The organism is Chryseobacterium proteolyticum (assembly GCF_046591535.1).
In the GTDB taxonomy this organism is placed as follows: Bacteria; Bacteroidota; Bacteroidia; order Flavobacteriales; family Weeksellaceae; genus Chryseobacterium; species Chryseobacterium proteolyticum.
Genome location: NZ_JBJLWK010000001.1, coordinates 948,717 through 961,619, shown reverse-complemented (window position 1 = coordinate 961,619; position 12,903 = coordinate 948,717). Strand labels below are relative to the sequence as shown.

Sequence of the window (12,903 nt, the reverse complement as noted above, 5' to 3'; positions counted from 1 at the left end):
CATCACTTCAGCAATATTTTTTTTTGTGATAATGATATTGAAGAACTTCGGGCTTGTATCCTGATCCCTGACAAACTTCGCAAGGTTGCTCAATATCATCCATAAATGCGAGGTCCACTTTTTCTATTCCGAGACCTTTACAATTGGGACAGGCGCCCTCTCCGTTCCGGCTGAAAAGCTTATCCGAAACATTGTTTGATTCTGCAAAGAGCTTTCGGACCGTATTGGAAAGATTGAGATAAGTAAGTAGGTTGGAACGGCTGCTGGCCGTAAAAACAGATTGATCAATGACGGTTAATTCCGGATAAAAAAGAGGGAGTATTTTATTGATCAGCGTGCTTTTACCGGAACCTGCAACTCCCGTTACAACCGTCATAACTCCTTTCGGGATTTTTATGTCAATATTTTTAACATTAAACATACTTCCGTTTTTTATTTCAATAAATCCTTTTGCTGATCGGGGATTTTTATTATAATCTGGAATTTTGCTGAAATAGATTCCGGTTTTGCTTTTAGCCGTTTTTAGATTCTTAAAAGTTCCCTGGTACATAATCTCGCCTCCATTTTTTCCGGATGCAGGTCCCATATCTACGACAAGGTCTGCTATTTTAATAAGATCAGGATCATGTTCTACGATCAATACTGTATTTCCTTTATCTCTGATTTTCTTTATAATGTCTACAATATGATCAATATCTTTGGGATGAAGACCAATACTGGGTTCATCAAAAATATACAACAGATCGACAAGACTGTTTCCTAACTGTTTTACCATTTTTACCCGTTGAGATTCACCTCCGGACAGAGTATCTGTCTGCCGGTCCAGCGTGAGATACTGCAATCCTATATCGATGAGATTCTGAAGTTTTTTTTTCAGCTCCGATAGGATGGAAGAGTAGGTTTTGGAGGGGATGGACTGGATGAATACCAGAAGTTCATCCACTGATAATGCTGTACAATCGGCAATGTTTTTATCAGCAATTTTACAGGACAAAACTTTTGGATTCAATCTTTTTCCTTTGCAGACCGGGCAATCTTTAGTAATGATTACTTTTTTCAGCGTTTCTTTCCTGGTGATATTCTCTTTTGAGTCCTTTTTTAAAAATGAGTTTTCAATCCTTGGAATTACTCCTTTATACTTAACCGTTTTCCCCCATTCTTTTGAAGGATGTTTAGGAGTGTGCTCTTCAGCATTCAGTAATAATTCCCATTCATTTTTTGTATAGTCCTTTAATTTCTTATCATTGTCAAAATATCCGGAATGAATATATCGGGTCAGCCGCCAGCCACCGGGTTGAAAAGTAGGAAACCGTATAGCACCTTCGTTTAGGGATTTATTTTTATCAAAGAGAGTTTCAGTATTTACCGTTTGTACAAATCCAAGACCTTCGCATTCAGGACACATTCCCTGGGGATTATTAAATGAAAATACATTGGAATATCCCACAAAAGGCTCACCGATTCTTGAAAAAAGTAATCGTAAAGAAGCATAAATATCGGTTGCGGTTCCCACTGTAGAACGGGCGTTACCTCCTAATCTCTTTTGATTGATGATAAATGGAACATTCAGATTTTCAATTTTATCTACATTCGGAACACCAAAATGTTGCAGGCGGTTTCTGATGAAGCTATTTTGGGTTTCATTGATCTGCCTCTGAGCTTCAGCCCCGATTGTTTCAAAAACCAGGGATGATTTTCCTGATCCCGATACTCCGGTGAAAACGGTGATTTTGTTCTTAGGTATTTTTAAGGAGATATTTTTAAGATTATTCTGTCTGGCTTTGGTAACAATGATGTCTTTCATAATGTGGTATTTAGATATGAAATCAGATACTTCAATATTAACAGATACTTTCTCTTTATGTATCCTCTGAGAAAAGACCGTGGATCTTATTTCTTCAGTAAATCTTCCAGCGAATCTCTCAGATCAGGAAACTGAAACCGATAGCCTGCATTCTGAATTTTTTGGGAATCAACCCTTGAGCCTTCCAGTAAAGCAACAGAAAGCTCTCCAAAAATGATCTTCAGTACAAATGCAGGAACATTAGGCATAAACAAAGGTTTGTGTAAAACCTCTGCAATTTTTTCCGTAAACTGTTCGTTGGTTGTATGTTGTGGTGATGCAGCATTATAAGCTCCTTTTAGCTGAGGATTTTTTAGAGCAAATTCATATATACCGATGATATCTTTCAGATGAATCCACGGCATATATTGTTTTCCGGTTCCAATGGGTGAACCGATTCCCAGCCGCACGGGAGTTGCCATTTTTTTTTAAGGCTCCGTCTTTTTCAGATAGTACGATGGATGTTCTTACTTTAACAACTCTTTCTGCAACATTCTGACTAAGAAATTCATCAGCAGCTTGCTCCCAAAGCATAACTACCTTTCCAAGGAAATCATCGGCTTTTTCATCTTCCTCTGAGAAAATTTTCTGTGAAGTATAAGCTCCATAAATTCCCGTGGCGGAAGCTGATATAAAAGATTTTAACTTGATGTTTTTCTTTTTTAAAGTATCAAGAATAAGTTTTGCAGAATCAATCCGGCTGGAAATAATCTCTTTTTTTCTGTCATCCGACCATCTTTTTTCAGAAATATTGGCTCCAGCAAGATGAATGATATGACTGATATTTTCAAATGCCGAATCATCAATTGTCCTATTACTAATATCCCATTCGTATTCATTGTCTTTGGTCTTTTTCCGGGTCAGCAACCGGACCGTATATTCCGGATCTATCTTTTTTGATAGCTCTCGGGCAACCATTCCATTAGCTCCGGTAATTAAAACAACTTCTTTCATAGATATTAATTTTGGTGGTGTATTCTTAGTTTTGATTTTTTACAATCAATACAAAATCATCTTCCAAAAGTTTATAACCGTAATCGTAAATAAATTTATATTCCGAACCGTTTTTATAAACTTTAATGTTAGTGATGTAATCGAAATCAAAACCTAAGCCATCCAGCTTTGAACGTGAAATTTTTGTTTTACCTTCCACGTTTATTTCCGTAAGAATACGGTAGTTTTTGCGAAGTTTATTATTAATGTTCCGCATCAGGTTATTGGAGTCTTTATTCTGCTTATTGTTATAGGCGTTGCGGCAGGCGTCATTGCAGAATTTTTTGTCTGATCTTCCGATGATCTTTTCGCCACATTCTAGACAATTCATAATATTATTTTTTCATTTTGTGTTGATGCTTTTTCTTTAACAACCGCAGAAATCTTGTATGGTTGGGATAACTTCTGTTGGAAGTAATATTATTGAAAAATAAAGCAACAAGAAGCAGGATGATACACCCCGATAGAACAGGAGATAATGCATACCAATATCCCAGTTCCGGAATTTTTCCTGATGAGGTAACGGCGATCAACGCTGTAGCACCACCGGGTGGATGCAGGGTTTTCGTATACTGCATCAGAACGATTGAAAACGCAACAGCCAACGGAGCTGACAGCCATAATACGTCGGGAACTATTTTATAAATCGTTACACCCACCAATGCAGAAAGAAGGTGACCTCCTACAAGATTCCGGGGTTGTGCCAACGGACTTTGAATGGCTCCATAGATTAAAACGCTGGATGCCCCGAACGAGCCGATCAGAAAAATGTTCTCCTGTTCCAAAAGATAGTGCGACTGGATGAATGCAATGATTCCGATTCCAAAAAATGCACCTAAAAAAGACCAGAAATGTTCTTTGTAATCGACGAGCGTTTCTTTATAAATTACATATTTCGAAACCCTTAGTGTTCTTTTTATTTTCTGCTTCATGAATTCTTCTTTATTTTTTTATTATCTGGGTTAAATTTTCAACAAATGCCTTTGTGTAGACGCCTTGCTTATCGTAGTCAGGGTCTAATATAGTAATTTCTATTCCAAAACATTGGTCATTCTCAATCAATGGAGTCAGAATTTCCCGGAGGTTATTATAGTCGATTCCATCTTCTGTTCTGCTATCAACAGCCGGCATAATCTGATCATTCAATACATCAACATCGAAATGAATGAAAAAACCATCCAAACCTTTCTGTTGAACCATTTTTAAAAAATCTTCAGCCGTTTTGCTGAAACCATTTTTACGTAGACTTTCCAGATCATAATAATGAACGCCTGAATTAATAACCTGGTTTACATAGTCTTCATCGTCTGTTTCTGCATTCCCTACACAGAAGATGTTTTCTTCAAGAAAATAGGGCCTCAGGCCACGAATATTGGTGAGTTTTTGATGTCCCATTCCTGAAACGATAGCCAGATCCATTCCGGCTACGCCACCACTTGGTGAAAGTTCAGGTGGAATATAGTCAGTATGCCCGTCAAGATAAAACAAACCAAAATTTCCCAGCTTTTTAAGGGCGATTGCAGTTCCTATTAAAATACTGCAGTCACCGCCAATGATTACATTGAGGGTGTCTTTATCATAGTTTTTCAGGATCAGGTCAGATTGCTTTTGGGCATATTCAATGATTCGATCTGGATTTTTTACCTGGGTTTCTTCATCAAAATCCATTGCATAGTCAGGACCATTAAGTCTCAAAATATTCTTAGGATGGAGCTTAGCATGAAAATTAAGTTTTCGAAGCCAATCCGGAAGTTTTCTTACTCCGGGCTCTGTTTCATGTTCTTTTTTAGTAAGGCCTAAATTAAAAGGAAATTCAAAGATGTTGATCTCTTTTTTCATACCATGAATATTTAATCAAAGGTACGGATTATCCGTTTACAAACGACTACAAATGAATTTAAATAGTTTATAACCGACTTTAATGGGCTGGGATGGCAATCTTTGCAACAGAGATTTGAGAAAGCAGTGAACGTCTCTTATCTGATAATATTAATCTTTAAAATTTATAGTTATGTCACTAAGAAACAAAGTAACATTAATCGGTTACACAGGAAAAGAAGTAGAAATGATCAACTTCGACAGTGGGAATGTAAAAGCAAGCGTGTCTTTAGCAACGAGTGATCACTACACCAATGCAAAAGGTGAAAAAGTAGAAGAAACACAATGGCATAATCTGATTGCCTTTGGAAAAGTTGCGGAGATCCTTCAGAAGTATGTTCCCAAAGGAAAAGAAATCGCTATTGAGGGAAAGCTTACCTACAGATCTTACGATGATAAAGATGGTGTAAAAAGGTATATTACAGAAATAAGGGTTGATGAAATCCTGCTGTTAGGGGGTAATAAATAATACAAAAACACAGATGATGAGAGTAAAAGTTTTTAAAATAAGGCTGCCCGAAGAGTATCTGTATACAGATCAGCAGGCATTGGACGATTTTCTCGGAAATCATGAAATTATTAAAACGGAAACCGCTTTTGTACACGACGAGCTTTACTGGTCAGTTGTCTTATACTTCGAAGAACTGAAAGCAGGAGTATCTGCTGTAAAAGAATCCAAAAGTGTAAAATATTCGGCAGAAAATGAAATGCTGAATAGGGATGAAGAAAAAATTCTCGATGCCCTGAAATTATGGAGATCGGAAAAAGCAAGAGAGCAAAATCTCCCAATTTATTTTATAGCCAGTAATAAAGAGCTGTTATCCGTAGCAAAATATAAACCGGCAAAAAAAGCAGAATTATTAGACATCAAAGGTTTCGGAAAACATAAAATAGAAAACTATGGTGAAGAGATTATAGAAATTCTGGAAAGTATCTGATTTACTAATTGATCAAACACAAATTGTGAAACAATGAAAAGCTGGGGGATCTGTATTCCTTCAGCTTTTTCCATACCTATTTATGTTATGAAACCTACCGGTAAATAATGGGCACACGTACTGAAAACTGATAATATTTTTTTATAAGACATTTGTAAATAAAACAAAAAAATAATAATTTGACATAGGCAAAAAAAAGATAAATGATTAGTATAAACGATATACTCCCTATAGTATTTTCGATTGTAATTGGAGGAATCATCGGGATCGAAAGAGAGTACCAGTTAAAATCTGCAGGACTTAGGACAATGATATTAGTGACATTGGGTTCGTGTATGTTTACCATGCTATCTTTGAGTCTTGGTGTCGAGGGAAGTCCGGATCGGATTGCAGCTAATATTATTACAGGAATCGGCTTTGTAGGGGCGGGAGTTATTTTTAAGGAGGAAAACAGGGTATCCGGACTTACAACAGCTGTGACTATTTGGATTTGTGCGGCACTGGGTATGACGATAGGTGCGGAATATTATAAGGAAGCTCTGATCGGTTCCATATCTGTAGTTTTACTTTTGGTCCTTTTCAAATACATACAGAACGTTATCGATAGGATTACAACCCGCTATACTTATCAGATTACCCTTTCTTATAATGATGAAGTGGTGGATAAATATGAAGCCCTTTTCAAAGAATACGGACTAAAATCGAGCAGGGGTAAACAGATGAGGATCGGAGAGAAATATACGATCATATGGCGTGTACAGGGAGCTTTGAAAAATCATGAGGCTTGTACAAAAATACTGTTTAATGATAAGGGAATTGATGAGTTCAAATTTTAAATAATTAAAATCTTCCGGAATTTAAAAAGTCCTTTCAATTCCTTATTTTTGCAAGACTTATCAATTATTATTTATCATTTACCTATTATAGAATGAAGCCAAGCTTAGCAAAAGGAACGAGAGATTTTACCGCACAGGAAGTTTCAAGAAGAAAATATATCATTAATATTTTACAGAATAACTTTCAATTATTTGGATTCCAGCCTTTGGAGACACCAAGTTTTGAAAATCTTTCGACATTAACGGGGAAATATGGAGAAGAGGGAGATCGGTTAATTTTTAAGATTCTGAACTCGAGCATCAATGAAGCTAAAGAAGATAAAAAGACACAGATGCTTACCGATTTTCAAAAAGCATTGGATAAGCCTTTCAGTTCAGAAAGTCTTACGGACAAAGCTCTTCGCTATGATCTTACCGTACCTTTTGCGAGATTCGTGGCAATGAATCACGGGCAATTAACATTTCCATACAAACGATATCAGATTCAACCGGTTTGGAGAGCTGACCGCCCTCAAAAAGGAAGGTTCAGGGAGTTTTACCAGTGTGATGCCGATGTAGTAGGCAGTGAAAGTCTTTTACAGGAAGTAGAGCTGATTCAGCTGTATCTGAAATCTTTCTCAGACTTGAAAGTTTCGGTAACGATTCATGTCAACAACAGGAAAATCCTTTCCGGATTGGCAGAATATGCAGGAATTACAGATAAGCTTATTGATTTTACTGTAGCACTTGATAAATTGGATAAGATTGGAAAAGACGGTGTAATCAAGGAATTGCTAGAAAGAGGAATTTCCCCGGAATCTATCGATAAACTAGATTTCTTATTCTCTCAATCGGATGATGCTTTGGAAAACCTTCTTCAGCTGAAGGAAAAATTTGTAGGAAATGAAATAGGATTGAAAGGAGTAGAGGAACTGGAGTTTGTTCTTACGCAATCTTTAAGTCTTGGCGTAGACTTGCAGAACCTTGTTTTCGACATTACATTAGCAAGAGGGTTGGATTATTATACAGGAGCTATCTTTGAAGTGAAAGCTGATGAAGCTCAAATGGGTTCTATCGGTGGTGGTGGAAGATATGATAATCTTACGGCTGTATTCGGGGTTAAAAATATTCCGGGTATCGGTATTTCTTTCGGATTAGACAGGATTTATCTGGTTATGGAAGAGCTAGGTCTTTTCCCGGAAGAGGCTGCGTCGAAAGTAGAATATTTGTTTGCTAATTTCGGAGGGGAAGAAACACTTGAAGCTCTAAAGCTGATTATTCAACTCAGAGCAAAGGGGATTTCTGCCGAGCTTTATCCTGAAAGTGCAAAAATTAATAAGCAATTCACTTATGCGGAAAAAAAGGGAATTAAAAACCTGGTATTCCTGGGTGAAGAAGAGATTAAAAACAGAACAGTGACTTTTAAAAACCTTGAAGCCGGAGAGCAAAAAACAGTTTCTTTGGAAGAGTTTTTGGGATAGTCTAGATTAATAACTAAAAAGAGTCTTCTTATCAAGATAAGAAGACTCTTTTTTTATTTTATCTTAGCCTTTATTTCATCATATATTTTTTGAGTAAAAGGTACCTTGATTCCGTTTTCATTTCCGTATTTGATAATTGCTCCTGCAAATAATTCCAGTTCACTTTCTTTTTTTCCGGAATTAATATCCAATTGAAGGGAAGTAGGAGTTTCATGAGGAAATGCTGATGCTTTTTCAAAAGTATTCTCAATGATATTATCTTCAAGGAAAATCCCCTTTTTATCTGCAATTGCTTTTATTTCCTTCATTATTTCTTCTGCCTCATTTTTTTGTGCAGGATCTGTACAAACGGTACCAATAGAGGAGTTGTATTTAGCTGTTACCAGTCCGAAACTTGCTATAAAAGTAAATTTGGTCCAGATATCAGTTAAGGCATCATCTTTAAAATCAAAATCGATCCTGCTTTCTTTGAGAACATTGATTACCCAATCTATGTTTTGGGAAAAATTTTGTGGATCCCTGCCAATAATCAACTTTCCAGTTTTCCCTTTATGTTCTACAACTCCTTTTTCTTTTATATGAGAAGCCACATAAACACATGAAGGCAATATAACATGAGCAGGAATTATTTTTCTTATTCTGTCATAAATATCAGCACCATTCATCATAGGTAATAAAATGGTATTTTCAGTAATGACTTCTTTCAGTTCTTGACAAACTCTTTCCAGGTCGTATTCTTTTACACAAATCAATACAAGATCAGGTTTTACAATTTCCCCGATATTTTCATAAACTGAATTAGCCCATGTTTTACTATATCGGTGTTCAGTGGAAATTAAGGTCAAGCCCTCCGCTTTCACTTTTTTATAGGTTTCACCTCTTGCAACAAATGATATGATATATTGGTGGAAAGTTTCATTATTCTGGCTTATTTTAAAGCCAAAATAGCCCCCTACACCTCCTAAACCTATGATTACAATATGTTTTTTATTCATGAAATTATTTTTTATCTGTTTAAAACCTGGCCTTTCATAATACACTATGTTAAAGATGGTGATTTATTTTAATATTTTGAGATGTATATAATCTATATTTATTGTGAGATAAGATCAATCAATTATTATATTTATGTCAACATTTTTAATAGCCTTATCATGAAAAATAAAGCTTCAGCCGAAATATTAGAAAAGTGGTTGAAAGGATGGTCGTTATCAAGAGAATTACCTTTACCGGTTCCATATAAATCCGGTTTTACTGTTGATGTCAATGCTCCTATGCAGAAAAAGCGATATCTGTTTTCTGAACCTAATGATGATTTTATTCAGCTGTCGAAGATAATTGATGAACCATGGGTATACCTGAAAGTTTCCTCAACTTTTGAAACTTTTAAGGATAAAATCCCCTCAAAATGGAAAATTCAGGGTGACCAGTATATGATGTCATGTTTTCATCCCATGGTTGCTTTAAAGCGTTGTCTCCCAGATGACTACACGATTCATCATGACGTGTATAATTCTACGCATGTTGTAAGGGTAATGACCAAAAATGGAAATGAGCAGGGAGCGATAGGAAGAGTTGCTATTGTTGATGATATGGCTGTGTATGATCAGATCATTACAGATGAGAAACACAGAAGAAAAGGACTTGCTTCTTTACTAATGAAAGAACTTGAAAAAATAGCACTGTCAAAAGGCGCCCGGAATAATTTTCTGGTGGCCACTACAGAGGGTAAATCATTATATGAAACTTTAGGGTGGGAGATTTACAGTCCTTACACTTCTATTGTGATTCCATCCGATGATTCTCTGGATGACTGATTCGGGGAATTATAATTAATATTGTTTACAATACACATCATAGCACTTATATGTTCAATCATGGAAAAGAATTATTTAGAAATTAACAGAAACTCCTGGAATGCTAAGGTGGAACCCCATCTTAAATCGGACTTTTATTTTGTTGATGAGTTTTTAAATGGAAGAAGTTCACTCAATTCCATAGAACTCGATCTTTTAGGAAATATTGAAGGAAAAAAGATCCTGCATTTGCAATGCCATTTTGGACAGGATTCAATATCATTATCAAGGCTAGGAGCTGTGGTTACCGGAATTGATCTATCTGACAAAGCTATTGCCACTGCAAGAGATTTGACGAAGAAGTGTGGAACCGATACTGAATTTATTTGCTCTGATGTTTACGATCTTCCCAATGTTTTAGATGAAAAGTTCGATATTGTATTTACAAGCTATGGAACCATAGGATGGCTTCCCGACCTGGATCAGTGGGCGCAGGTTATTGCTCACTTTTTAAAACCGGATGGGAAGTTTATCATGGCAGAATTTCATCCTGTTGTCTGGATGTTTGATGATGACTTTAATAGGGTTGCTTATAATTATTTCAATGAAAAACCGATCATTGAAACATATAACGGAACGTATGCAGATCCATCAGCCGATATTACTCAGGAATATGTGATGTGGAATCATTCATTGACAGAGGTTATCCAGAATCTAATTAAAAATAACATGACCATAAATGACTTTCAGGAATTTGACTGGTCTCCCTATCCTTGTTTTAAACACATTGTAGAATCTGAGAAAGGTAAATGGAGAATACCGCAATTTGGAAATCATATACCTTTGGTATTTGCATTGGAAGCACAAAAAAAGTCATCGTAAATAAGTATTACGATGACTTTTCTGTATATGAATGTTAAAAAAAACTTGTTTTAACTTAAAGAGTCCTGAGCTTTTGTTTTAGCCTCATCAACTTTGTCCTGAACCTGGGATGCTACATCATTTGCTTTGTTCTTAAGATCATTTCCCCACTTGTTTACATTGTCCTTAACGTTGTTGATTTTGTCCTTTACAGCTTGTTGTTCTTCTGGTGTGGATTTTTTGTACTTCCAATATGCTAAAGCACCTAAACCTAATAAAGCTAATAATCCGTTTGTCTTATTTCCCATGATTTCTATTTTTTTAAATTAATATTAAAAATTTGTTGTTTAGTATCATGTAAATTGCGTGCCAAAAAAATGAAAGCAGTAATAAAAAAAATGTTAAATTAATTGAATATTTCAAAATTTTCACCATCAAAACTTGCAAAAACCATCGTAGGATAAGAGTCCTGATGATAGATATTTCCATCTTTATCAAGAGCAATCGCACCTGCAAAGCCATCAATAGTTTTTAATTCCTCGAAGGTTTTATGAAATGCATCTTTCAATTTCATTCCATCAGTTACCCGGGTCACAATTTTTGTTGCTGTAGCATTGCTTACAATATCTTCACCTACACCAGTGCAGCTTACCGCACAAAATGAATTAGCGTAATTTCCGGCAACAGTAGCTGAATCAGAAATTCTTCCGGGAATTTCAAATCCTTTTCCACCGGTTGAAGTGGCAACAGCAAGTTTTCCATCCTTGTCTATGGCTACGCAGCCTACAGTTCCTTTTCCTCCGTTATTGATTTTTGCTTCGTACTCTTTTCTTCTTTGGGGAATTTCTGTAGAGAAATCTTGAAAACCATGTTCTGAAGCATATTTTTTTGCACCACTACCTCCTAAAACACGATCTTCCTCCTTCATTAAATCCTTTGCTACAAATACGGGATTTTTAACATCCTGAATATTAATAACACCACTTAATTTCTGTGTTTCTCCATCCATGATCGCTGCACTCATCCGAATGATACCATCACTTTGGATTTGGGAACCTATTCCTGCATTGAACAGGGCATCATCTTCAAGAAGAGATACTGCATACGCTACGGTATCAAAAGCTGAATTGGATTGCAGATAATCAAATGCTTTTTGTGCAATATTTTTTAATGAATTTTGTTTGGCAACTTTTACTTCATGGCTTTGGTCACTTTCGGAAAAGAAACCACCGTGGATGATTATTTTCATATTTTTATTTAAATGAAAGTTGAAGGTGGTAAACTTACGATTATATTGACTATAAATTATAAGGTTTTTAGTTCATATACACTAAAAACTTTCAATTCTTCACTCTCAATTTTTCGGGATCAAATTATTTGTCCTGTGGGATAGGATTGAATTGTGAATTCTCAATCGTTAATGTTCTTGTGGTAAGGTCATAATGATCGTTCATCGACATGACATGCACGGTAAGGTTATCAATGGATATAGGTTCGCCTAAATTGATATTGGTAAGATTGGTATCTTTGATAAAACGTCCATCCACGATAATCACAAGACCCGAACCTACAGCAGTCATTACATCATTATGTATAAAAAGACCTGTATCTTCTCCCAATCCAATTCCTAATGTTCTTGGATTATTAACAACTGCCTGGAAAAGTCTTCCGATGCGTCCTCTTTGTACAAAGTGGGTATCAATGATTACATTATCAATAAGTCCTAACCCCTGAGTGGTTTTTATTTCTCCTTTTAATAATGCTTCCGAGCTGCTACCCTGATAGATCATGTTTTCTGAAGCAGCAGCAGCTCCGGCAGAAGTTCCGGAATAGATGAAATCCTGCTCCTGGTATTTTAAAAGAATGGTATCGTGGAATCTTGTCCCGCCAAGGATAGATGTAAGCCGCAATTGGTCCCCACCGGTAAACATCACCACGTCCGCTGCATTGGCTCTTGCTACCATAGCATCAGAATTGGCTTCTTCCCGGTTATGGATATCCAGAATGTTGACATTTTTTGCGCCCAGAAATTCAAATGCTTTCTTATATTCCGTTCCTACAATCTGAGGGATCTGTGAAGCTGTAGTAACGATTTCTATTACAGAATTTTCTTTGAGCTTAGACTCATTAATGATCTTTCTTAAAATACCTCTTTCAAAAAAATTAAGGTTTTTTTCTATGTTCTGATCATAATCGGTTTCTGCAAAACTTCCTTTATTTACAGCACCTCCGATAACAATTAATTTTCCAACAGGTTTCATCATGTATGCAAATTTAAAAAATTATTAGTACTCGAGG

The 12,903-nt window shown here is 36.1% G+C and carries 16 protein-coding genes; 6 read left to right on the top strand and 10 right to left on the bottom strand.

Annotated elements, in window-relative coordinates; all coding sequences use genetic code 11:
* Positions 1–7: 7 nt before the first annotated feature.
* The 6 genes from ACJ5H0_RS04455 to ACJ5H0_RS04430 all read right to left on the bottom strand — a co-directional run bounded on the left by ACJ5H0_RS04455 (position 8) and on the right by ACJ5H0_RS04430 (position 4,675).
* A complete protein-coding gene (locus tag ACJ5H0_RS04455; RefSeq protein WP_411247582.1) occupies positions 8–1,804 on the bottom strand; it encodes an excinuclease ABC subunit UvrA in 1,797 nt (598 codons plus the stop codon).
* A gap of 86 nt (positions 1,805–1,890) precedes the next feature.
* The gene (locus ACJ5H0_RS04450) at positions 1,891–2,208 is read right to left on the bottom strand and encodes a DUF1731 domain-containing protein (RefSeq protein WP_411247579.1); all 318 of its coding nucleotides are present in this window, start codon (positions 2,206–2,208) and stop codon (positions 1,891–1,893) included.
* Positions 2,168–2,797, bottom strand: a complete 630-nt coding sequence (locus ACJ5H0_RS04445; RefSeq protein ID WP_411247576.1) for an NAD-dependent epimerase/dehydratase family protein — start codon at positions 2,795–2,797, stop codon at positions 2,168–2,170. The genes ACJ5H0_RS04450 and ACJ5H0_RS04445 overlap by 41 nt, the downstream gene beginning before the upstream one ends.
* Before the next feature lie 25 nt (positions 2,798–2,822).
* On the bottom strand, positions 2,823–3,167 hold the full coding sequence (locus tag ACJ5H0_RS04440) for a hypothetical protein (protein WP_411247574.1): 345 nt from the start codon (positions 3,165–3,167) through the stop codon (positions 2,823–2,825).
* A 4-nt stretch (positions 3,168–3,171) separates the two neighbouring features.
* Complete coding sequence (locus ACJ5H0_RS04435) at positions 3,172–3,768, bottom strand: HPP family protein (RefSeq protein ID WP_411247571.1); 597 nt, start codon at positions 3,766–3,768, stop codon at positions 3,172–3,174.
* 10 nt (positions 3,769–3,778) lie between these two features.
* Positions 3,779–4,675, bottom strand: a complete 897-nt coding sequence (locus ACJ5H0_RS04430) for an arginase family protein (RefSeq protein ID WP_411247567.1) — start codon at positions 4,673–4,675, stop codon at positions 3,779–3,781.
* A gap of 172 nt (positions 4,676–4,847) precedes the next feature.
* On the opposite strand from ACJ5H0_RS04430, the gene ACJ5H0_RS04425 reads away from it, so the two are divergent.
* The 4 genes from ACJ5H0_RS04425 (at position 4,848) to hisS (ending at position 7,948) form a co-directional block, all read left to right on the top strand.
* On the top strand, positions 4,848–5,183 hold the full coding sequence (locus tag ACJ5H0_RS04425; protein WP_172278583.1) for a single-stranded DNA-binding protein: 336 nt from the start codon (positions 4,848–4,850) through the stop codon (positions 5,181–5,183).
* A gap of 13 nt (positions 5,184–5,196) precedes the next feature.
* Positions 5,197–5,652, top strand: coding sequence for an HRDC domain-containing protein (locus tag ACJ5H0_RS04420; RefSeq protein WP_228456952.1), 456 nt, complete (start codon positions 5,197–5,199; stop codon positions 5,650–5,652).
* Between the two features lie 203 nt (positions 5,653–5,855).
* Positions 5,856–6,488, top strand: a complete 633-nt coding sequence (locus tag ACJ5H0_RS04415) for an MgtC/SapB family protein (protein ID WP_411247562.1) — start codon at positions 5,856–5,858, stop codon at positions 6,486–6,488.
* Positions 6,489–6,580: 92 nt separating this feature from the next.
* Positions 6,581–7,948 (top strand): histidine--tRNA ligase, encoded by a 1,368-nt coding sequence (hisS, locus tag ACJ5H0_RS04410; protein ID WP_306612568.1) that lies wholly within the window; start codon positions 6,581–6,583, stop codon positions 7,946–7,948.
* A gap of 53 nt (positions 7,949–8,001) precedes the next feature.
* Here hisS and ACJ5H0_RS04405 read toward each other — a convergent pair whose 3' ends face one another.
* On the bottom strand, positions 8,002–8,943 hold the full coding sequence (locus ACJ5H0_RS04405; RefSeq protein WP_411247559.1) for a ketopantoate reductase family protein: 942 nt from the start codon (positions 8,941–8,943) through the stop codon (positions 8,002–8,004).
* Between the two features lie 159 nt (positions 8,944–9,102).
* Between ACJ5H0_RS04405 and ACJ5H0_RS04400 the strand changes: the two genes are divergently transcribed.
* Both ACJ5H0_RS04400 and ACJ5H0_RS04395 read left to right on the top strand, forming a co-directional pair.
* Entirely contained in the window at positions 9,103–9,765 is a 663-nt protein-coding gene (locus tag ACJ5H0_RS04400) for a GNAT family N-acetyltransferase (RefSeq protein WP_411247558.1), read from the top strand.
* A 60-nt stretch (positions 9,766–9,825) separates the two neighbouring features.
* Positions 9,826–10,626 carry a class I SAM-dependent methyltransferase gene (locus tag ACJ5H0_RS04395; RefSeq protein WP_411247553.1) on the top strand — a complete coding sequence of 267 codons (801 nt, stop codon included), beginning with the start codon at positions 9,826–9,828 and terminating at the stop codon, positions 10,624–10,626.
* 50 nt (positions 10,627–10,676) lie between these two features.
* On the opposite strand, the gene ACJ5H0_RS04390 is transcribed toward ACJ5H0_RS04395, so the two are convergent.
* From ACJ5H0_RS04390 to ACJ5H0_RS04380, 3 genes are all read right to left on the bottom strand, one after another.
* Positions 10,677–10,913 carry a YtxH domain-containing protein gene (locus tag ACJ5H0_RS04390; RefSeq protein WP_172278571.1) on the bottom strand — a complete coding sequence of 79 codons (237 nt, stop codon included), beginning with the start codon at positions 10,911–10,913 and terminating at the stop codon, positions 10,677–10,679.
* Between the two features lie 98 nt (positions 10,914–11,011).
* Positions 11,012–11,854 carry an isoaspartyl peptidase/L-asparaginase gene (locus tag ACJ5H0_RS04385; RefSeq protein ID WP_411247547.1) on the bottom strand — a complete coding sequence of 281 codons (843 nt, stop codon included), beginning with the start codon at positions 11,852–11,854 and terminating at the stop codon, positions 11,012–11,014.
* 124 nt (positions 11,855–11,978) lie between these two features.
* Complete coding sequence (locus ACJ5H0_RS04380) at positions 11,979–12,866, bottom strand: cyanophycinase (protein WP_172279675.1); 888 nt, start codon at positions 12,864–12,866, stop codon at positions 11,979–11,981.
* Positions 12,867–12,903: the final 37 nt, after the last annotated feature.